A 22,196-nucleotide genomic window follows, 5' to 3' on the forward strand; every position below is an offset into this window, starting at 1 on the left:
CACCGCGCCACCGCGCCACCGCGCCACCGCGCCACCGCGCCACCGCGCCACCGCGCCACCGCGCCACCGCGCCACCGCGCCACCGCGCCACCGCGCCACCGCGGGCCGCTTCGAGTTCGGGCTGTGCCGCGCTTCCCCGCCGCCCCGCTTCGGGGCCGTGCTGCGCTTGCGTCGTATCGCGCGTGGGCCCGCGCGGCTTCCCACCGCGCCGCCTTGGATCACGCCGGCTCCCGCCCAGGCCGCCTCGGGGCCGTGCTGGGCTCGGCCGTGCTGGGCTCGGGCTACGCCGCTTCCGCCGCACAGCGTCCCGGCCGCGCTCCCTTCGGTCCTACTGCGCTTGGGCCGCGTCGCCGTTCAGGCTGCGCGGCATTCCGCTGCGTCGCCTCCCACGGTGCCGACTTGGGGCGCGCGGTCTTCGCGGTGCGTCGCTTCGCGGTGTGCTGCCTTGGGTGCAGGGGCTGTCGCAGACGGCGGCGATCGACCGGGGTCGAGCCGTGTGGCCGCGCTTGGGCTCGGGCAGACGTCTGGAGCGGACGAGTGCGCTGGTCGGTAGCCGGACGGTCGGGAGGCGTCGCGGCCCGAGTGCGGCACCGCCCAGCGTGGCACCGCCCGAAGGCGATGTGACGCCAACGGGGGGTACCCAGGGCGACGTGACGCCAACGCGGTCCCAGGGCGACGTGACGCGAGGGCGGCGTGACTCCAAGGCGACGTGACGCCGACGCGGCCCCACCCCAAGGCCAGGCCCGGGTGGGCCGGGAGCTCTCCGGGGACCGGCGGACCGGCCCCCGGAGGTGGTCAGCGGTCTACGATCTCGTTCTTCCCGATGACCACGACCCCGCCCCGCGTCAGCGCGAACCGGGTGCGGTCGTAGTCGAGGTCGAAGCCGATCCGGGCCCCGTCCGGGATCACCACGTTCTTGTCGATGATCGCCTTGCGGACGATCGCCCCCCGCCCGACCTTGACGTTCTCCATCAGCACCGAGTCCTCCACCAGCGAGTGCGAGTGGAGCACCACCTTGGGCGACAGGATCGACCGGATCGCCGTCCCGCCGGAGACGATCACGCCGGGGGAGACCAGCGAGTCGATCGCCCGCCCCACCCGGTCGCCGTCGTTGTGCACGAACTTGGCCGGCGGCAGCGGGTCGTGCCCGGTGAAGATGGGCCACTTGTCGTTGTACAGGTTGAACACGGGATGCGCCGAGATGAGGTCCATGTGGGCCTCGTAGTAGGCGTCCAGCGTCCCCACGTCGCGCCAGTAGCCCCGGTCGCGCTCGCTGGAGCCCGGCACGACGTTGTTGGCGAAGTCGTAGACGTCGGCGCCGCCCGACTTGACCAGCATCGGGATGATGTTGCCGCCCAGGTCGTGCTTGCTGGTGGGGTCGAGCGCGTCCTCCCGCAGCGCGTCGATCATCGACTGCGTCTTGAACACGTAGTTGCCCATCGAGGCGTACACCTCGTCGGGGGAGTCGGCCAGCCCCACCGCGTCCTTCGGCTTCTCCCGGAACGCCACGATCCGGCGCCCCTCGGGGTCGGTCTCGATCACACCGAACTGGTCGGCCAGCGACAGCGGCTGCCGGATCGCCGCCACCGTCACGTCGGCGCCGGAGTCTTCGTGCTGCTCGACCATCTGCCGCGGATCCATCCGGTAGATGTGGTCGGCGCCGAACACGATCACGTGCTCCGGCATCTCGTCGTAGATCAGGTTCAGGTTCTGGAACAGCGCGTCCGCGGAGCCGGAGAACCAGCGCGGCCCGAGCCGCTGCTGCGCGGGCACCGGGGTGACGTAGTTGCCCAGCATCGCCGACAGCCGCCAGGTCCGCGAGACGTGCCGGTCGAGGCTGTGGTTCTTGTACTGCGTCAGTACGACGATCTTCAAGAACCCGCCGTTCGCGAGATTCGACAGCACGAAATCGATGAGCCGATACATCCCCCCGAACGGCACCGCCGGTTTCGCCCGATCCGCCGTGAGCGGCATGAGCCTCTTGCCCTCTCCACCTGCCAGCACAACCGCAAGCACCCTCCGGGACCTCATGTCCAGGACGCTACCCTCAAATGGCCGATCTATCGACGAAACCCCGCACGGTGAACTTCCTGCGTGTCCGGATTTGGTGCTCAATGTACGAAGCGGAGTTGCCGACGTTGGGCTTGTCGAAGTGTTCCAGGCGCTCCGGTTGATCGTAAGGTCTTCTCATGCGCGTTGATCTGCTCAGCCGGGAATACCCGCCCGAGGTGTACGGCGGTGCCGGGGTCCACATGGAATACCTGGCCAGAGAGCTGCGGAAGCTGGCCGACGTACGCGTGCGCTGCTTCGGGGCCGGCCGCGACGAGCCAGGCGTCTCGGCCTACCGCGTGCCGGGCGGGCTGGAGAGCGCCAACGCCGCGCTCCAGGTGCTCGGCGTGGACCTGGAGATGGCCGCCGCCTGCGAGGGCGCCGACGTCGTCCACTCCCACACCTGGTACGCCAACTTCGCCGGGCATGTCGCGAAGATGCTGCACGGCGTGCCGCACGTGATCACCACGCACAGCCTGGAGCCGCTGCGCCCGTGGAAGGCGGAGCAGCTCGGCGGCGGCTACACGATCTCGTCCTGGGCCGAGCGCACCGCCCTGGCCGCCGCCGACGCGGTGATCGCGGTGTCGGAGGGCATGCGGCGCGACGTCCTGGCCGCCTACCCCGAGATCCCGCCGGAGCGGGTCAGCGTGATCCACAACGGCATCGACACCGCCCAATACGCCCCCGACCCGGGTCTCGACGTCCTGGAGAAGCACGGGGTCGACCCGCGCAGGCCGTACATCGTCTTCGTCGGCCGCATCACCCGCCAGAAGGGCCTGGTCCACCTCCTGCACGCGGCGCGGGCGTTCGACCCCGGAGCGCAGCTCGTGCTGTGCGCGGGCGCGCCCGACACGCCGGAGATCGCGGCCGAGGTGACGGAGCTGGTGCGCGGCCTCGACCGCGACGGGGTGTTCTGGATCCAGGAGATGCTGCCCAAGCCCGAGGTGATCCAGCTCCTGACGCACGCCACGGTGTTCGTGTGCCCGTCCGTCTACGAGCCGATGGGGATCGTGAACCTGGAGGCGATGGCCTGCGAGACGGCCGTGGTGGCGACGGCGACCGGCGGCATCCCCGAGGTGGTGGCCGACGGCGAGACGGGGCTGCTCGTGCCGATCGACCAGGGCGCCGACGGCACCCCGCACGACCCCGAGCGCTTCGCCGCCGACCTGGCCGAACGCGTCAACGCCGTGCTGGGCGATCCCGACCGGGCCAGGGAGATGGGCAGGGCGGGCCGGGCCAGGGCCGTCGAGCACTTCTCGTGGGAGCGCATCGCCCGGCGCACCACGGAGCTGTACGCGAGCCTGCGGGCCTGACGTCGTCACCTGAGCCGCGCAGGAGGCCGTACAGGGAGGCCGTGCACGGGGTGCTCAGCCTCCCTGCACAGGCCGTGCACGGGGTGCTCAGACGAGGCCCCGGCGGCTGGCCTGGGCGCCGGCCTGGAAGCGGGTCTCCGCGTTGAGCTCGTCCAGGAGGTGGCGCAGGCGGCGGCGGAGACTGCGCGGGCTGGTGCCGAGCTGGCGGGCGATGGCGTCGTCCTTGAGCCCGGCCGCCAGCAGTGCCAGCAGCCTGCGGTCCTCCAGGCCGAGGTCCGTCGCCGGCTCCTCCTCCTGGGCGGGCTCGGGCGAGCTGTCGTGCGACCACAGCTCGGGGCGCACCGGCAGCGCCTCCCGCCACAGGCGCTCGAACAGCTCCACCAGCGCCACGACCATGGTGGACCCCCTGATGAGCACGCCGCGCGTCAGCGGCGGGTCCATGTACAGCGGCATGACCGCCCGCCGCCGGTCCACGAGCGCCATCTTGAACGGCAGCGAGGGCAGGATCCGCGCCTCCTCGCCCGCCCTGATCAGGCTCCCCACCTCGTCGAGCGCCCCGGTGTGGTCGAACGCCTCCGGCACGTAGATGGTGCGGTAGCGCACGCCGCTGCGGAGCAGGTCGGTCTGCAGCGGGTTGTGGTAGTCCAGCACGTACGGGGGCCGGTCGAAGGTCAGCACCTCCTCCTTGGCCTCCTGCTGCAGCCGGACGTACCAGCGGGCCTGCTCCTCGGGCCCGGCCAGCACCTCGAACTGCCCGCTCCCCTCGGGGTCCGTGCCGACGTTGCGGAAGGCCGTCTCCAGTTCGTCGGCCGTGTCGGTGAGCAGGTCCAGCTCGCTCTGCATGCCCCGGACCAGCGTGCGGATCGCGGTGCCCGGGTTCGTCGCCGTCCAGCGGGGAGAGCGCCCCCACAGGCGGCTGACCAGGCCCTTGGCGCGGAGCCTGCTCAGCGACGACTGGACGCGCCCCGCGTTCTCGCCGCTCCTCATGACCAGCTCCTGCACCGTGATGCCGGGGCAGGCCAGCACGCCCCGGTAGATGCGCTCGTCGAACGCGCTGATGCCGACGATCTCCAGTGCGCGGGCGTCTTCTAGCATGGCCCCGATCTTGGCCATTTCCGGCAGTTGCCGCAATAGGCCACATCAACCACCTTGTCCCCAAAATTCACCGACAGTTAGAAAGCGGGGTGTGCAACAGAGAATCGCCCTTCTGGGCGCCGTGCTACTGGCCGTCACAACGGCAGCCGTACCGGCTCAGGCGGCACCCACTCCGCCCCCCGCCCAGGTAGAGCCCGCGAAGACGATCACCCTCATCACCGGGGACAAGGTCACCCTCCGCGCGCTTCCCGACAAGCAGACCCAGCTCGACATCGCTCCCGGCCCGGGCCGGGAGAAGATCGACTTCGTGCACCGCCGGTCCACCGACGGGCTCAGCATCGTGCCCGCGGACGCGATGCCCCTCCTGGCGGCGGGCACGCTGGACCCCCGGCTGTTCAACGTCACCCGGCTGGCCGAGCTCGGCTACGACGACGCCGCCAGCCCGCAGCTCCCGCTCATCGTGACGTACCCGGAGCAGGCCGGTGCCGGCACGCTCCGCGCCGCCGACGGGCGCCCGCTGCCCGCGATCAACGGCGTGGCCAGGAGCGAGCCCCGTACCGGCGCGCTGTGGAAGACGCTGATCGCGCAGGCGAGGACGGCGGCCGCACCGGCCAAGATCTGGCTGGACGGCAAGGCCAAGGTGTCGCTCGACGTGAGCGTCCCGCACATCGGCGCGCCCACGGCGTGGGCGGCCGGCCACACCGGCAAGGACGTCCCCGTCGCGGTCCTCGACACCGGCTACGACCCCGGGCACCCGGACCTGCAGGGCCTGGTCGTCAAGGCCCAGAACTTCACCGCCGAGCCGGACACGGCCGACCTCCACGGCCACGGCACCCACGTCGCCGCCACGATCGCCGGCTCCGGTGCCGCCTCGGGCGGCAAGAACAAGGGCGTGGCCCCCGGCGCCAAGCTGATGGTCGGCAAGATCTGCGACCAGGGCGGGTTCTGCACCGACTCCGCCATCATCGAGGGCATGACCTGGGCGGCGGAGAATGGCGCCCGCGTCGCCAACCTCAGCCTCGGCGGCCCCGACGCGCCCGGCACCGACCCGCTGGAGCAGGCCGTCGACAGCCTCACCGAGCAGTACGGCACGCTGTTCGTGATCGCCGCGGGCAACGACGGGCCCCAGAAGCTGGGCTCCCCGGGTGCGGCCGACCGCGCGCTGACGGTCGGTGCCTCCAACCGCGACGCGGACTCGGTCGCGAACTTCAGCAGCACCGGCCCGCGCGCCGGCGACGCCGCCGTCAAGCCCGACCTGGTCGCCCCGGGCGTCGGCATCGTCGCCGCCAGGGCCGCCGGCACCTGGGCCGGGATCCCGGTCGACGACTCCTACACGGCGATGAGCGGCACGTCCATGGCCACCCCGCACGTGGCGGGGGCGGCGGCGATCGTCGCCGGCCTGCACCCCGACTGGAAGGCCGACCGCATCAAGGCGGCTCTCATGGCCTCCACCGCCCCCGGTGCCGAGCTGGGCGCCTACGTCCAGGGCTCCGGCCGGGTGGACGTCGCCCGGGCCGTCACCCAGCAGGTCACCGCCGAGCCCGCCTCGCTCTCCATGGGAGAGGTCGAGCTGCCCGACAACGAGCCCAAGGAGCGCACGCTCACCTACCGCAACGACGGCGACGCCGCCGTCCGGCTGGAGCTGGAGGTGACGGCCAAGGACGCCCACGGCGAGCCGGCGACGCCGTTCACCCTCGGCGCCACCTCGGTCGAGGTGCCCGCGCACGGCACCGCGCAGGTCACGGTGACCGCCCGGCCCGGCGCGACCGGCATGTACAGCGGCACGGTCGTGGCCAAGGGCGGCGACGTCACCGTACGCACCGGCATCGGCATGCGCGTCCAGCCGGAGAGGCACGGCCTCAAGCTCGCCTTCACCGGCTCGGACGGGCAGCCCACCAAGCTCGCCTTCGCCGGCCTGATCGACCTCGACACCAAGGAACAGACCAACTACGACATCGCCGGCGGCACCCTGGACCTGCGGCTGGAGAAGGGTCACCGGTACACGGTCGTCATCCTGATGGAGGACCACGACGGCACGCTGGTGATGGCGGCCGAGCCGGAGTTCACCCTCGACGCCGACCGCACCGTCACCGCCGACGCCCGCCGCGCCAAGCCGGTGGACGTGCGGACGGAGGAGCCGACCGCGCGGCTGGCCATCGGCATGCTGGGCATGCTGCAGCTGATCGAGGGGAAGCAGCCCCTCGGCGTGGACGTCGACCTGAACTCCATGTGGGGCGCCGACCGCGTCGAAGGCATCAAGGCCATCCCGACGACCCGTACGGCCAGCAAGAACTTCGCCTACTACCGCTGGACCCAGTGGGCCAAGCCGAACGGCGAGGGCCGCTTTGACGCCAGCCCGTACTTCTACCACCTGATGAAGGCCGAGCCGCGCATCCCCGCCGACCCCGGTTACCGGCCGGGCCGCCGCGACCTGGCCGAGGTCACCTCCACGTACGCCGCCCAGCAGGACGGCAAGCTCGGCGAGCACATGGCGCTGCCCGTGCTGTACGGGAAGGAGCTGGCCTGGATGCCGTACAGCCACGTGTCCCGCTTCCCGCTCCCGTTCCACCGGACCGAGTACTACTCGCCGGGTGACACCGGCTGGTACCCGTCCTTCGTCCAGTACAGGGAACCGCCGGAGGGCATCAACGACCTCGACCAGTTCTTCTTCGGCCAGACCACCACCTACCGCGCCGGCCAGAAGACCACCGACCGCTGGAACAACGGCGTCTTCGGGGCCGGGCTCAACCCCGACGGCGACTACAGCTGGCGGGAGGAGAACATGCTGCAGTTCGCGGTGGGCATGTTCGAGGACGCGACGCTCGACCGGCACTCCGTCGGCGACTACTTCGCACCGCAGGCCAAGCTCTACCGCGACGGCAAGGAGATCTACTCCGCCGAGTTCCTGCCCGGCTGGGTCGACGTGCCCGCCGAGCGGAAGGAGAGCGACTACCGGCTCACGATGACCGCCGACCGCGCGCCGACCCTGACCAAGTTCTCCACGCGGGTCAGCGCTGAATGGCGGTTCCGGTCGAAGACCCCCGAGCCGGGCACCCGGCCGGCGCTGCCGCTGCTGACCGTCAAGGCCAGTCCGGAGCTCGACGACCGCAACCGGGCGGCCGCGGGCCACGCGCGCATCCCGCTCCGCGTCCAGCGCCAGGACGGCTCGCCCGACCTGAAGCTGCGCACGCTCAGCATGGACATCTCCTACGACGACGGCCGCACCTGGCTCCCCACGCTGGTGCACCCGTCGGCCAAGGGCGGCTGGTCCGCCGACACCTGGCACCCGGCCGGGGCGCGCGGGAAGTTCGCCTCGCTGCGGATCAAGGCCGTCGACACCGGCGGCAACGCCTTCGCCCAGACCGTCATCAGGGCGTACGAGATCGCCTGACGCGACCAGGCCTGACGCAATCAGGCCTGCAACCAGGAAGGCCCCGCCACGGCGGGGCCTTCCGTCCGCGGGTCGCGGAGGACGTCAGCGGACGCGTTCGAGCACGACGACCGGGATCTCCCGGTCGGTCTTCTGCTGGTATTCGTCGTAGTCGGGCCAGGTCGCCGCCATCACCCGCCACATCTCCGGCTTCTCCTCGGGGCCGGCGGTGCGGGCGCGGGCCTTGAACTTGTCGCCCTTCACCTGCACCTCGACGTCGGGTGCGGCCTGGAGGTTCTTGTACCACTGCGGGTGTTCCGGATCGCCGCCCTTGGACGCCACCACGAGGTAGTCGTCGCCGAAGCGCTGGTAGATGAGGGGCGTCGTGAAGGGCCGGCCGGACTTGCGGCCCTTCGTGGTCAGGAGCAGGACGACGGTGTTGTTCCAGTCGTGTCCTTCGGCGCCGTCGGTCTCCTGGTAACGCCGGACGTGTTCCTTGCCATAGAGCATGCCCGTCTGACTACCCAGCGGCGGCGTGACCTCACCGTTACTCGGCGGGGTCTGTACGAGAAGTTAACAAGGCTGGCACACTGCATTTGTGTAAGCGCTTACAGCAGGCCATGATGAAAGCGCTTACACGAAGGGAAAGACACAGGCTCATGGACGTGACCATCTACGAAGTGGCCAAGCGGGCGGGCGTGTCGATCGCGACCGTGTCCAGAGCCCTGCGCGGCACCGGGCCCGTGGCCGCCAGGACGCGGGAGAAGGTGCTCCAGGCCGTCGAGGAGCTCAACTTCACGCCCAGCCGCCTGGGAGTCAGCCTGGCCGAGGGCCGCCACGCCGCCAACGGCATCGTCTTCCCCGACCTCGCGGGCCCCTACTACACGGAGGTCCTGCTCGGCTACGAGGAGGTCGCCTCGGAGCTGGGCCGGTCGGTGGTCATCCTGTCCACGAAGGGCCGCACCCGGGTCAACGACCTGGTCAAGGACCTGGCCGGGCGGGTCGACGGCATGCTGATCTTCGGTCACACCGTGCCCGATCCGCTGGTCGCCGAGCTGGTACGGCTGGGCGTGCGGCTGGTGTTCATCTCCCGCGACCCGCTGCCCGGCGCCGACACCCTGCGCAGCGAGAACGCCGGCTCCGCGCACGCGCTCGCCCGCCACCTGACCGGCCACGGCTACGAGCGCTTCGCCTTCCTCGGCGCGCCGCTGACCAGCCGGGACGACGTGGACGAGCGCTGGCAGGGCGTCCGGGCCGCGCTCGGCGGCGCCATCGACGCCGTGGACACCCGCCACTACACCGTGGAGTGCGGCTTCGAGGCCGCCGTCAAGCTGCTCAAGGGCAGAGGCAGGCCGCGGGCCATCGTCTGCTCCGACGACGAGGTGGCGCTGGGGGCGCTGCTCGCCGCCGAGGAGCTGGGCCTCGACGTGCCCGGCGACGTGGCCGTCACCGGCTGGGACGACATCATGGCCGCCCGGCACGCGCGGCCGGCGCTGACCACCGTGCGTCAGCCGATGCGCGAGCTCGGCGCCCGCGCCGCCCGCGCCCTCGACGAGCTGATCACGGGGGTCCGCGACACCCCGAGCAACCTCATCCTGCCCACCGAGCTGGTCATCCGCTCCAGCTGCGGTCACCACCCCCAGGAGGCACGAACATGAACACCACCACCCGGCGCGCCGCCGTGGGCGTGCTGGCTCTCGCGATCCTGGCCGCGGGCTGCGGCCGCAGCGCGGAGCGGGCGCCCGAGCAGGCGCAGGACGTCACGACCGGCAAGATCACGGGGGAGGTCACGGTCTGGGCGATGGGGGAGGAGGGCAAGGCGCTCGGCGCGTTCGTCAAGGACTTCGAGAGCGCCAACCCCGGAGTGAAGGTCAACGTGACGGCCATCGGCTGGGACGTGGCGCACGACAAGATCACCGCGGCCATCGCGGGCGGTGCCACCCCTGACGTGAGCATGATCGGCTCCACCTGGTCGGGAGAGCTGGCCAAGACCGGCGCGCTGGAGCCGACGCCGGGCAACCTGGTCGACAAGGCGGCGTTCTTCCCCGGCGCCTGGCAGACCGTGGACGTCAACGGCACCGCGTACGGTGTCCCCTGGTACGTCGAGACCCGCGTCCTCTACTACCGCACCGACCTGGCCAGGAAGGCGGGGGTGGAGCCGCCGGCGACCTGGCAGGAGTTCACCGCGTTCGCCGAGGCGCTCAAGGAGAAGGGCGGCGCCGCGGACGGCTTCAACCAGAGCTACACCCTCGGCGCCTCCTGGCAGGAGGTGCTGCCGCTGATCTGGCAGGCCGGCGGCGAGATCGTCAAGGACGGGAAGTACACCTTCGACACCCCCGAGGCGGTGACCGCGCTCAAGCAGTACGAGTCGCTGTTCCGGCAGAAGCTGGCCCCCACCGACACCCCCGCCAACGCCTTCCCGCAGACGTTCATCAAGGGCCGGGTCGGCGGCTTCTTCTCCGGCCCGTGGATGATCGGCGTGCTCAACAACGACGGCGGCCCCGGCTTCGCGGACAAGTTCGACGTCGCCCCCTACCCGAAGGGGCCGGTCTCGGCGACGAGCTTCGTCGGCGGGGCCGACATGGCGGTGTTCAAGAAGGCGAAGAACCGCGACGCGGCCTGGAAGTTCATCCAGTGGCTGAGCGAGCCGCAGGTGCAGGCCAAGTGGTACACCACGGTCAAGGCCCTGCCGGCCGTGCAGTCGGCCTGGCAGCAGCCCGAGCTGACCGCGGACAAGCAGCTCGCGGTCTTCGGCGAGCAGCTCAAGGACGCCAAGACGCCGCCGCCGTTCCCCACCTGGGAGCAGGTGGCCAGGGTCCTGGAGGCCGAGCTGGAGAAGCTGGCCCGCGGCCGGTCCACGCCCGAGCAGACGGCCAAGGCGATCCAGTCGCAGGCCGACACGATCGGGACCGGCCTGTAGTGCCATGACGGTCCTCACGAGGCAGGCACCGGCCGCCCCGCCCCCGGTGAAGGTCAGGAGCGCGTTACGCCGGTCGGGCATCGGCTGGATCTTCATCCTGCCGTTCGTGGTGCTGTTCGCGGTGTTCTACCTGGGGCCGCTGCTCGTCGGCATCGGGATGAGCTTCACCGACATGCGCAGCACCGACGTGGCCGACCCGCTGGCCGTCAACGTGGTCGGGATCGACAACTACCTGCGGCTCATGAACGACGGCGCCATGCGCAGGGCGGCGGTCAACACCGTCGTGTTCGTGGTCACGGCGCTGCCGCTGACCATCGGGCTCGGGCTGGCCGCCGCCGTGCTGCTCAACTCCGGCATCGCCCGCCTGCCCGCCGCCTTCTTCCGGCTCGGCTACTACCTGCCCAACATCACCAGCATCATCGGCATCGCCGTGGCCTGGAAGTTCCTGCTGGAGCCGGAGGCGGGGCTGGTCAACCGGCTCTTGGAGCTGGTCGGCATCCAGGGCCACAACTGGCTGGAGAGCGAGAGCACCGCGCTGCCGGCGATCATCGTGATGACGGCCTGGCGCAGCTTCGGCTTCGACATGGTCGTGCTGCTGGCCGCGCTGCAGAGCATCCCGAGGGAGCTGTACGAGGCGGCGGAGGTGGACGGCGCCGGCCGCTGGGCCAAGTTCCACTCGGTCACCGTGCCCTCGCTCCGCCCGGTCCTGCTGTTCTGCACGGTCTACAGCTCGGTCGGCTTCATGCAGTTCCTGGAGGAGCCGCTGGTCATGACCAGGGGCGGGCCGCTCGACGCCACGCTGTCGGCCTCCCTGGCCATCTTCAACCACTTCGGGGTCGGCAACTACGGCTACGCCGGGGCCGCCTCGACCGTGCTGTTCACCGTGATCGTGGCGCTCGCCGTACTGCAGCTCAGGCTGGGGAGGAACAGGTGAGAAGGACCCGCCGCCAGCGCGCGGTGATCTACCTCGGGCTCTCCCTGGGGCTGGCCCTGGTCGCCGGGCCGTTCCTGTGGACGGCGCTCAGCTCGCTCAAGCCGGAGCGGGAGATCAGGCGCGACCCGCCGACGTTCTGGCCGGAGACGTGGACGCTGGCCAACTTCACCGAGCTGTTCGAGCGGGTCAGCCTCGGCACCGCGTTCGCCAACAGCCTGATCATCGCGCTCGTCCTGGTCGCCACCAACCTGCTGTTCTGCTCGATGGTCGGGTACGCCTTCGCCAAGCTCTCCTTCCGCGGCAAGAACCTGGCCTTCGGCCTGGTGCTGGTGCAGCTCGCGATCCCGGCGATCGTGCTCGTGGTGCCGCAGTTCGTGCTGATCGCGAAGCTCGGCATGGTCAACACCTTCATCGGGATCATCCTGCCGACCGTGGTGACGCCGCTGGGCGTGTTCATGATGCGGCAGTTCATCTCCGACCTGCCCGACGAGCTGATCGACGCGGCCAGGGTCGACGGCGCCAGGGAGTTCCGGATCTTCTTCACGGTCGTCCTGCCGCTGTGCGGGCCGCCGCTGGCCACGCTGGGGCTGATCACGTTCCTCGGCGCGTGGAACAACTTCCTCTGGCCGGCCGTGGTCGCCCAGAGCGAGGACATGTACACCCTCCCGGTCGCGCTCAACATCCTCAACGACTTCGAGGGCACCCACTACAACCTGCTGGTCGCCGGATCGGTCGTGGTGATCGCGCCGATCCTGTTCCTGTTCGTCTTCCTGCAGCGCTTCTTCATCCAGGGCATCGCCACCACCGGCCTCAAGTAGAGGAGCACCTCCATGCGCAAGACGGTCCTGCTCGTGACGTCCTTAGCCCTGTCCGTCGCCGCGGCGCCGGCCCTGCCCGCGAACGCCGACAGCACGCTCCACCGCTACGCCAAGGACACCTGGAGATCGATGGCCGCCATGGTGGAGCCGGCCACCGGCATGCCCGCCGACAAGGTGACCGGCGACCTCAGGACGCGGGCCAAGGTCACCTCGCCGACCAACATCGGCACGTACCTGTGGAGCACGCTCGTCGCCCGCGACCTGCGCCTGATCAGTGGCAGGGACGCCACCGACCGGGTCGGCAGGGTGCTCAGGGCCCTGGAGCGGATGGAGCGCGACACCCCCACCGGCCAGTACTACAACTGGTACGACCCCGCCACCCTCCAGCTCGTCCACACCTTCCCGGACTCCGGCGACCCGGTGCGGCTGTTCGCCTCCAGCGTGGACAACGGCTGGCTGGCCACCGCGCTCATGATGGTCCGCAACGCCGTCCCCGCCCACGCCCGGGCCGCCGACCGCCTCGTGACCTCGATGGACTTCACGTCGTACTACGACCCCGCCGCCCGCCCCGACGCCGGCACCGGCCTGCTGCGCGGCGGCTTCTGGCCGGAGCGGCCGCCGGACGGCTGTTTCGTCGAGAGCGACTACGCCGGCACCGGCACCACCGTCTACTCGACCTGCCACCACTACGGCGCCCCCGCCGAGACCCGCATCGGCCAGTACGTGGGCATCGCGCTCGGCCAGCTCCCGCGCGAGAGCTACTTCGGCCCCTACCGCACCTTCCCGGACAACGCCTGCGACTTCGGCTGGCAGGAGCAGAAGCCGGTCGGGTCGTGGAAGCAGTACCTGGGCGTCAACGTCTGGGAGGGCACGTACGAGTACCGCGGCATGCGGTACGTCCCCAACTGGGGCGGCTCCATGTTCGAGGCCCTCATGCCCGACCTGGTGGTGCCCGAGGCCAAGTGGGCGCCCCGGAGCTGGGGCCGCAACCACCCGGTGTTCGTCCGGGCCCAGATCGAGCACGGCCTGAAGGAGGCCAGGTACGGCTACTGGGGCTTCTCGCCGTCCAACGACCCGCACGGCGGCTACCGCGTCTACGGCGTGGACCAGCTCGGCATGGACGAGCCCGGCTACACCTCCGACCGCGAGGAGACCCGGACCGACCCCGGCTACGAGGGCTGCCGACCCGCCCAGCCGGCGCCCGAGACGTTCGGGGACGGCATCGTGACGCCGCACGCGAGCTTCCTGGCGCTGCCGTACGCGAAGGCCGCGGCGCTGGACAACCTGGCCCGGCTGCGCCGCGACTTCGACGCCTACGGCCCCGGCGGCTTCTACGACGCGATCGCGGTGCGCTCCGGGGTCGTGTCCAAGTGGTACCTGGCACTCGACCAGGGCATGGCCATGGCCGCCCTGGGCAACCTGCTCACGGGCGGCAACCTGCACCGGTACTTCGCCGGCTCCGGCGTGGAGGCCACGCTGCGGCCGGTGATGCAGCTAGAGGAATGGGACGTGCGATGAAACGGGGAAGCTCTTGATGGACCCTTCGACGGTCACCCCCTCGACCAGGCCCGCGCTGGAGGCCCCCTCCGGTCTCCGCGCGGTCCCGGGGGCCGGCCATGTGACGCTGACCTGGGACCCCGTGCCCGGCGCCATCGGTTACCTGGTGCACCGGGACGGGGCGCCCGCCGTGCTCCCGGACGTGGACGTGCCTGCCGTGCCCGCCTGCCGGTTCGTGGACACCGGGCACGGGGCGGCGGCGTACACCGTGGCCGCCGTCGCCGCCATGGACGCGACCGGCCCCTTCTCCCCGGCCGTCGAGGCGACCCCCCTGCCCGCCGCGGCGGCCACGGTGTCGCTACGGGTGGACGCGCGGCGGGTGACCCGGGACCTGCCGCGGCCGTGGGCGTACATGGTGGGGTCCGAACACCTGTCACACCTGCTCAGCACCGACGAGACCGGCGGCCGCCCGATCGGCGAGGAGCTCGCGCGGGCGCTGCGGACGGTGCACGAGGAGCTCGGCGTCCGCACGGTCAGGGCGCACGCCATCCTCGGCGACGACCTCGGCGTGTACAAGGACGGCGCCTACGACTTCTCCGGCGTGGACGCGGTCTACGACCGGGTCGTCTCGCTCGGCCTGCGGCCGATCGTGGAGCTCGGCTACATGCCCCGCGACCTGGCCTCCGACCCGTCCGAGACCGTCTTCAAGTACGAGGCCGTCATCTCGCCGCCCAAGGACTTCGAGGCGTGGAGCGACCTGGTCAGGGCGCTGGTCGAGCACCTGGCGGACCGGTACGGCGTGCACGAGCTGATCGAGCACTGGGCCTTCGAGGTCTGGAACGAGCCGAACCTGGCCGTGTTCTGGTCCGGCACGCAAGCGGAGTACTTCCTGCTCTACGACGTCACCGCCGCCGCCGTGAAGAACGTGCACCCGGACCTGCGCGTGGGCGGACCCTCCTCGGCCGCCAACGGCTGGGTGGAGGAGCTGCTCGCCCACGTCGCGGAGTCGGGCGCGGCGCTCGACTTCGTCTCCACCCACACGTACGGGAACGCGCCGCTCGACTGGCGGCCCACCCTGGCCAGGTACGGGCGGGACGTACCGATCTGGTGGACCGAGTGGGGGCCCACGCCGACCCACTTCCACGGCATCGGCGACGGCCCGTTCGGGGCGGCGTTCGTGCTGCACGGCATGAAGTCGGCGGCCGGCCGGATCGCGGCGCTGTCGCACTGGGTGGCCTCCGACCACTTCGAGGAGCTGGGCCGGCCGCCCCGGCTGTTCCACGGCGGGTTCGGGCTGCTGACCGTCGGCAACCTGCGCAAGCCCCGCTTCCACGCCCTCAGCCTGGCCAACCGGCTGGGCGACGCCGAGCTGGCGGCCGAGCTCGCCGGGGACGTGGCCGGCGTCGAGGCGTGGGCGGCGCGGCACGACGACGGCCGGGTCGGCGTGCTCGTCTGGAACGGCACCCTCAACGGCACCCAGGCGGAGGGCGCCCCCGAGCTGACCCGGACGGTGGAGCTCACCGTCGAGGGGCTGGCCGGCACGTACACGCTCACCCACCACCGCATCGACCGCGACCACACCAACGTGGAGGCGGCCTGGGAGGCGATGGGCGGCGGCGACTGGCCGGTCGGCGGGCAGTGGGACGAGCTCCGGGCGGCCGACGGCCTCGACGAGCTCACCCCGCCCGCCACCGTCACGGGCCCGGCGCTCACCCTGGCGTTCGACCTCCCCATGCCGGGCGTGTCGTTCATCGAGCTGACCCCGAGCTGACCCGGAGCCGACCCCGAGCCGACACTGCGGGCGGACTCAGGCCGGTGGTCCTGTACGGAGGGGCACGCCGGTGAGAGTGTGTGCCCATGACGGATCCGGCCGTGGCGCTGGCGGCCCGCATCGAGCGGTTCGAGCGGGCCGCGGATCCCGAGCTGATCTGGGACCCCGCGGCCCTCTCGGAGGCCGAGCAGGCGATGCGGGCCTGCGCCGGGGATCGGTCCGACGCCACCACCTGGCGGCTGATCGGGATGCTGCACCTGGCCCGCTACCGGCTCGATCAGCGGACCACGCGGGACGCGGCGGTGGCGGGCGCCTTCTTCGCCGCCGTGGCCGTGGTGGACCCGGGCCGGCTGCCGGAGAAGCTGCGCGGCTCCAGGGTGCCGCCGGGCGAGTCGGCCGAGACCTGGGCCGGGCTGATCGAAGAGGTGTTCCGGCACGTGGACCCGGCCGCGTACCGGCATGTGGGGCTGCTGATCCAGGCGCTGGTCCGCCGCGCCATGGCGCACCCGACGCCGGAGGTGGCGGACCGGCTCGGGCAGTTCCTGCTGCAGGAGTCGATGCGCTCGCCCGACCCCTCCTGGGCGTCCGGCGCGCTGGGGTTGCTGGGCTCGGGTCTGGTGCGCCTGTACGGGCTGACCGGGGATCGGGACGTCATCGACGACGCGGTGCACGTGCTGCTGCGGGCGGCGCTGGGCGGGGACGGGGAGGCGGCCCCCGCCGGGGAGCTGGCCGCGGCGCTGGGGCTGGCGGCGGCCGACGACGAGGAGCTGGTCAGGGCGTACCTGGCGGCGGTCGAGACGCCGGCCGGCCGGGACCGGTCGCGGGCGCTGCAGGCGCTGGTCGACCTCACCGGGGCGCGGGCGGCCGCCTCCTGCGCGGACGCCGACCTGCTGGCGTTCATCCGGGTGGGGCAGTGCGCGCTGGACTTCTGGCACGAGCAGTGGGCGCATCCGGGGGTGCTGGCGCCGTACGCGGCGGGGCTGATCGAGTGGTACGTCGTCACGGGGAACGAGCGCTCGCTCGAAGCCGGCGTGGAGATGCTGGAGGCCCTGCACGTCACACCCGGCGAGACGGCCCCGGGGCTCGGGACCGATCCCGTCGTACGGCTCCGGCTCCTGGGCGAGCGCCGCCGGCGCCGCTACGGCGTCACCGGCGACCCGGCCGACCTCGACGCGGCCGTGGACGTCATGCGCGACGCCGTCCGGCTCGCCCCCTCCGGTCACCCCGACCGGGCCGGGCTCCTGGCCGACCTGGCGGACGCGCTGCTGCGACGCGCCGTCGTGACGGGCGACGACCCGGCGGAGCCCGTCGCGCTCGCCCGCGCCGCTCTGACCGCCCACGCCGACCACGACCCGGCCAGGCCCGCCACCCTCCTGCTCCTCGCCCAGGCGCTCTCCCTGGCCCTCCCCACCACCCCCGTGGTGGCGAGTGAGGCCCCCGGCGCCCCTCCGCCTCTCACCGCCACCGCGGCCGGTCACGCGGGCGTCGCCGTCGCCGTCGCCGACGAAGCCGTCGCCGTGCTGCGGGAGGCTCTTTCCGCCGGTGAGCGGCCGGACTTCCAGGTGACGGCGTACGGGCTCGTCTCCGAGGTCCTGTGCTGGCGTGCCGTGCGGGTGGAGGGCGAGCGGCGGGCCGAGGACCTGCGCGAGGCGGTGCTCGCCGCGCGCCAGGGTGCCGAGCTGGCGCTGAAGACCTCCCACGACCAGGGGGCCGCCCAGCGGGCGCTGTGCCGGGCCCTGCTGGCCCGCCATGCGGCGCAGGGCGATCCCCGCGACCTGACCGAGGCGCTGACCCTGGCCGGGGACGGCGATCCCGGCCTCCTGGCGGAGCTGAGCGCGGCACTCGACACCGTCCTGGACACGGGTAGCGCCCCCGGGCCGGGCGGCGGGGCGGGGGCGGATGAGCAGCTCGCGCTGGTCGCGACCGAGCTGGCGCTGCAGACGCCGGACGAGGACGTGGCGCTCAAGCTGCTGCGTGTGGCGGAGCAGCAAGGGGCCGAGGCGCCGGGCGAACGGGGTGAGTTCCTGCTCGGGGCGGCCGGGCGGCTGGCCGAGGCGGGCCGCGGGCGGATCGCGGGCGACGTGCTGGAACGGGCGGTACGGGCGTTCGAGGCGGCCGGGTCGCGGTCGCGGGCGGCGTACGCGCTGTCCCGACTGGGCGGCGACCACGAGGACCAGGGGCGGCCGGAGCAGGCGCTGGCCGCGTACGCACGCTCGGCGGCCGTCCACCACGACCTGGGCGACCCACGCTCGGAGGCGGCCCAGCTCGCCGCCATGGGCCTGGTACACCTCCGAGCCGGCGACCCCGCCCGAGCCGTCGAGCACCACCTGCGCGCCATCGCCCTGTGCGAGGCGGCCGGCCTGGCCGCGGACGAGGCCGCCCACCAGGCACACGCGGCCGAGGCGTACCTCGCGGCCGGCGACCCCACCGCCGCCGTCACCTGCGCGGCCCGGGCCCGGGACCTGCACCTGGAGCTCGGGCAGACCCGGGCCGCCGCCCTGGCGCTCGTCCACGCCGCCACGGCGGCCGTGAACCAGGACGACCTCACCGCGGCAGGGGAACGCATCGCCGCCTGCGCCATCGAGCTGGAGGCCGCCGGCGCCTGGGAGGACGCCTGCCGTGCGCTCGACGCGCACGCCGTCCTCCTCACCCGGCGCGGCCACCCGGGCCAGGCCGCCGCCTGCGAGACCCGGCTGGTGGAGATCGTGCGGCGCCGCGGGCGGCGGCGCGAGCCCGCCGACGAGTGGTACCGCATCGCGCAGCGCCGCCGCGGCCACGGCGACACCGGCGGGGCCCGGATCGCCTTCGAGCTGGCCAGGCGCGAGTACGAGGCCCTCGGCCACCACGACGGCGCCGCGTCTGTGCGGTACAACCTGGGCGCCCTCGCGTACGCGGAGGGGGATCCGGAGCGGGCACTGGAGGAGCTCGGGGCGGCGGGGGAGACGTTCGCCGGGCTGCGGGCGCAGGCGAAGGAGGCGATGGCGCTGACCATGCGCGCCACCTGCCTGACCGCCCTGGGCCGCGTCGACGACGCCCTGGCCGATCTGGACCGGGCCCTGGAGCTGGCCGCCGGGCAGGGCGACCTGGAGGCGCTGCTGACCGCCACGCTCGGGCGCGCCGCGGTGGACGTGGAGCTGGGGGAGCTCCAGGAGGCGGAGGAGCGGCTGTACTCGGCGCTCGGCCTGGCCGCCGGGGACGTACTCAAGGAAGCCGTCGTACGCGACCGGCTGGCGGCGCTCGCGGGCCGTACCAGGGATCTGGGGGCGCGGGCGGAGGCGCTGGAGGCGGCTCTCGCGGGCTTCCGCGACGCGGGCCAGGACCGGCTGGCCGCCCTCGCCTCGATCAAGCTCGGCTTCACCCTGGAGGCACGCGGGGAGTTCCGCCGGGCCCGGGCCGCGCTGGAGGAGGGCCTCGCGGGTCTGGAGAAGGCGCCGGACCTGGGGACGGCCGGAGCGCCGTTCGAGGTGGTGGCGGCCATGGCCGGGGACCCGGACGGTACGGTGCTGGCTCGGGTGGCCGCCATCCAGCTCACGCTCGGCGACCCCACGCGAGGCCGCGCCACCCTCACCCAGGCCCTGGCGTCCCTGCGGGCCGGCGGACGGCGGCGGGACGAGGTGGAGCGGCTGGAGCGCCGGCTGCGCATGGAGGAGGCGGAGGCGGCCGGCGACCTGGAGACGGCCCGCGCCCTCGCCGAACAGGCCCTCGACCGGCCGGTGCCCGGGGAGCCGGACGACCGGTCCTACCTGCTGGCCAGGCTCTCGACGTACTGCCGCCGTCTGGGCGACCTGGCCGCCGCCTACGAGTACGCCGCCCGCGGGCACGAATTACGCGACAGACGCGTGATCGAGCACCTGCGCAACCTGGGCGCCGCCGCCATCGGACTGGGCCGGGCGGAGACGGCGGTCGGGCATCTGACCAGGGCCGTCGAGCTGGCCCGCGACTCGGACTCCGCGCTCCCCGCCCAGCTCGTCCAGTCCCTCGGCCTGCTCGCCGCCGCCCTCACCGACGTGGCCCGCTGGCGAGAGGCCGCCCAGGCGTACGAGGAGGGGCTCGCCCTGATCGAGGCCCCCGTCTGGCGGGCGCTGCGAGCCCCTTTGCTGGCCGGTCGCGCCGCCCTCCACCTCAAGCTGGGGGAGCTGGACGCGGCCGGGGCCCGCTACCGGGAGGCCATCTCGATCGGCGAGGAGCTGGGCCGCCGCGAGGACCTGGCCGCCGCCTACGCCGACCTGGGGCTGGTCCACGAGCTGCGCGGCGAGCCCGCCGAGGCCAGGCGGTTCGTGGAGCGGGCCCTCGACCTGGAACGCTCGTACGGCCGGGGCCGCGGGACGGTGCCGGCCCTGATCGCGCTTGCGGGCCTGGAGCGATCGGCCCTGGCGACGCCCGCCCAGGCCCACCTGGAGGAGGCGCTCGCCCTGGCCCGGGAGCTCGGCTTCCGGGCGGGGGAGGCCGTGGCGCTGAGCCGCCTCGGCGCCCTCGACCTCGCCACCGCCTCCTACGCCCGCGCCCGGCGGCGGCTGACGGCGGCCATCGACCTGCTCGCCGGCCTCGGGCACGACCTGGAGCTCGGCACCGCCTGCCACCACCGGTCGATCGTCGCGGAGGAACTGGGCGACCTGCCCGGCGCGCTCGCCGACGCCGAACGCGCCTGCGCCCTGGGCCACGAGTCCGCCCGCGACCGGGCGGTCAGGCTCGCCGTACGCCTGGGCCTGGGGATGACCGCCTGGACGCACGCCGAACACGCCAAGCTCAACTCCTTGGCCGCCCAGCTCGGCCACCGGCCCGATCCCGCGCCGCACGGCGTGCCCGCCGACCTCCTGGAGGCCGAGCAGCGCGGCCTCGACGCCGTACGGACCCTCAGGTCGGCCGCCCGCAACACCCGCGACCCGGAGCGGGCCGCCCGGCTCATCCAGCGCGCCCGCACTGCCCGGGCCGAGCTGGAGGAGCTGTGGCGGCGCATGGAACCCCTGGCCCCCGACCACGTCGCCACGCGCCTGGCCACCCCGCCCACCAGGGCACAGCTCGACGCCCTCGTCAGCGTCCCCGAGACCGGCGGAGGGGCGGTCGCGCTGCTGGGGTTCCACATCTGCGCCGGTGAGGGGGCACTCGGCGGCAGCGGCACTCCCGGCGGCACTCCCGGCGGTGGCGAGGTGGGGGACGGGGCCGCCGGCGGTGGCGAGGGGAGCGTGGTCGTGCTCGCGCACCGTACCGGCTGGCCCGAGCCGCGCGCCTTCCCCACCCCCGTGGACCGCGCCCTCCTGACCGACTTCCTCGGCACCGCCGACGGCCGCCGGCCGGACCTGCTGGACATCGAGGCCCGCCGCCGCCGCGCCGACCTCTGGCACAGCCTGGCCGACCGCCTGCTCTCGCCGGCCCTCCAAGCCCTCGGCGACGACGTCGCCCTGCTCCACCTGTTCCCGCACGCCGAACTCCACCGCGTCCCGCTCCACGCCCTCGCCCCGGGCGGACGCCCGCTGCTCGAACGCTGCCCCGTGGCCTACGCCCCCTCCGCCGCCGTCCTGGCCCGCCTGACGCGCAGGCCCCCGGCCCGGGGACGCGGCTCCCTGGTGCTCGGCCACACCCCGGACACCGCCGCGCGACCCGTCGTGGCGGCCGAGGCCGAGGACGTCGCCACCCTGCTCGGCACCCCGCCCCGCACGGGAGAGGACGCCACGTCGGCCCTGCTGCCCGGCTCGTGGGACGTGGTCCATCTGGCCTGCCCCGGGGTGTTCGACCACGCCGACCCGCCCGGCTCGGGGATCCGCCTCGCCGACGGCCTGCTCACCGCCCGCCGCCTCATGGGCATGAGCGTGGACGCCGGCCTCGTGCTGGTGACCGCCCACGAGCCCGGCACACCGGAGAACGGCCCACGGGACGGGAGCGGGGTGGCCGCCCTGGGGCACGCCCTGCTGCGCGCGGGCGCCAGATCAGCCGTGCTCGCCCTCTGGCCCGTCTCTCCCGAGATCACCCGCGCTCTCATGCGCGACCTCCACGCCAGGCTGCGCGCCGGCGACGGAGGCGGCCAGGCCCTGCGCGCCGCCGTGCTCGGACTGCGGGAGCTCTACGGCTCCGCCGAGCCCGAACTCTGGGCGTCGTACGTGCTCGTCGGCCTGCCGGACGGCTCGCCCGTCCACTTCGAGCCGGGCAGCAGCGTGACCAGGACCAGATAGCCGAAGAAACCCACGGCCAGCCCCACCGCGTAGCCCCCGAACACCTCGGGCAGCTCCAGCATCGCCGCCACCAGGCCCCCTCCGACCGTGGCCAGCACCGCCGCCAGGTCGGCCAGCCCCGCGCTGGTCTGCCTGCGGCGCATCGTTCCGTAGGAGATCCAGCCGATCACCAGCCCGAAGCAGATCGCGCCGAGCACCGCCATACGAGGGCCTCCAACTTCGCCGGGAGAGATCGTCGTTCACGATCGCACGTGCGGGGCCG

The 22,196-nt window shown here is 73.1% G+C and carries 13 protein-coding genes; 9 read left to right on the forward strand and 4 right to left on the reverse strand.

What is annotated here, in order from left to right; genetic code table 11:
* Positions 1-795: 795 nt before the first annotated feature.
* Positions 796-2,031 carry a glucose-1-phosphate adenylyltransferase gene (gene glgC, locus AB0J69_RS33750; RefSeq protein ID WP_364125687.1) on the reverse strand — a complete coding sequence of 412 codons (1,236 nt, stop codon included), beginning with the start codon at positions 2,029-2,031 and terminating at the stop codon, positions 796-798.
* Between the two features lie 158 nt (positions 2,032-2,189).
* On the opposite strand from glgC, the gene glgA reads away from it, so the two are divergent.
* Positions 2,190-3,362, forward strand: coding sequence for a glycogen synthase (gene glgA / locus AB0J69_RS33755; RefSeq protein WP_364125690.1), 1,173 nt, complete (start codon positions 2,190-2,192; stop codon positions 3,360-3,362).
* Between the two features lie 87 nt (positions 3,363-3,449).
* Here the strand turns inward: glgA and AB0J69_RS33760 are convergent, their stop codons facing one another.
* On the reverse strand, positions 3,450-4,457 hold the full coding sequence (locus AB0J69_RS33760; protein WP_364125693.1) for a hypothetical protein: 1,008 nt from the start codon (positions 4,455-4,457) through the stop codon (positions 3,450-3,452).
* A gap of 91 nt (positions 4,458-4,548) precedes the next feature.
* Between AB0J69_RS33760 and AB0J69_RS33765 the strand changes: the two genes are divergently transcribed.
* Entirely contained in the window at positions 4,549-7,848 is a 3,300-nt protein-coding gene (locus AB0J69_RS33765; RefSeq protein ID WP_364125696.1) for a S8 family serine peptidase, read from the forward strand.
* Between the two features lie 84 nt (positions 7,849-7,932).
* On the opposite strand, the gene AB0J69_RS33770 is transcribed toward AB0J69_RS33765, so the two are convergent.
* Positions 7,933-8,337, reverse strand: coding sequence for a nitroreductase family deazaflavin-dependent oxidoreductase (locus AB0J69_RS33770; RefSeq protein ID WP_364125699.1), 405 nt, complete (start codon positions 8,335-8,337; stop codon positions 7,933-7,935).
* Positions 8,338-8,492: 155 nt separating this feature from the next.
* Between AB0J69_RS33770 and AB0J69_RS33775 the strand changes: the two genes are divergently transcribed.
* The 7 genes from AB0J69_RS33775 to AB0J69_RS33805 all read left to right on the forward strand — a co-directional run bounded on the left by AB0J69_RS33775 (position 8,493) and on the right by AB0J69_RS33805 (position 21,934).
* On the forward strand, positions 8,493-9,485 hold the full coding sequence (locus AB0J69_RS33775) for a LacI family DNA-binding transcriptional regulator (RefSeq protein WP_364125702.1): 993 nt from the start codon (positions 8,493-8,495) through the stop codon (positions 9,483-9,485).
* Positions 9,482-10,747, forward strand: a complete 1,266-nt coding sequence (locus tag AB0J69_RS33780; protein ID WP_364125705.1) for a sugar ABC transporter substrate-binding protein — start codon at positions 9,482-9,484, stop codon at positions 10,745-10,747. Before AB0J69_RS33775 ends, AB0J69_RS33780 begins: the two co-directional genes overlap by 4 nt.
* Positions 10,748-10,751: 4 nt before the next feature.
* Positions 10,752-11,681, forward strand: a complete 930-nt coding sequence (locus AB0J69_RS33785) for a sugar ABC transporter permease (RefSeq protein WP_364125707.1) — start codon at positions 10,752-10,754, stop codon at positions 11,679-11,681.
* Positions 11,678-12,499, forward strand: a complete 822-nt coding sequence (locus tag AB0J69_RS33790; protein ID WP_364125709.1) for a carbohydrate ABC transporter permease — start codon at positions 11,678-11,680, stop codon at positions 12,497-12,499. The genes AB0J69_RS33785 and AB0J69_RS33790 overlap by 4 nt, the downstream gene beginning before the upstream one ends.
* Positions 12,500-12,511: 12 nt before the next feature.
* Positions 12,512-14,017, forward strand: a complete 1,506-nt coding sequence (locus AB0J69_RS33795; protein ID WP_364125712.1) for a glucoamylase family protein — start codon at positions 12,512-12,514, stop codon at positions 14,015-14,017.
* Between the two features lie 16 nt (positions 14,018-14,033).
* Positions 14,034-15,767 (forward strand): hypothetical protein, encoded by a 1,734-nt coding sequence (locus AB0J69_RS33800; RefSeq protein ID WP_364125715.1) that lies wholly within the window; start codon positions 14,034-14,036, stop codon positions 15,765-15,767.
* 86 nt (positions 15,768-15,853) lie between these two features.
* Entirely contained in the window at positions 15,854-21,934 is a 6,081-nt protein-coding gene (locus AB0J69_RS33805) for a CHAT domain-containing protein (RefSeq protein WP_364125718.1), read from the forward strand.
* Here AB0J69_RS33805 and AB0J69_RS33810 read toward each other — a convergent pair.
* Positions 21,826-22,137, reverse strand: coding sequence for a hypothetical protein (locus tag AB0J69_RS33810; protein WP_364125721.1), 312 nt, complete (start codon positions 22,135-22,137; stop codon positions 21,826-21,828). The genes AB0J69_RS33805 and AB0J69_RS33810 overlap by 109 nt on opposite strands.
* Positions 22,138-22,196: the final 59 nt, after the last annotated feature.

The organism is Nonomuraea sp. NPDC049709 (assembly GCF_040674815.1).
Classification (GTDB): Bacteria; Actinomycetota; Actinomycetes; order Streptosporangiales; family Streptosporangiaceae; genus Nonomuraea.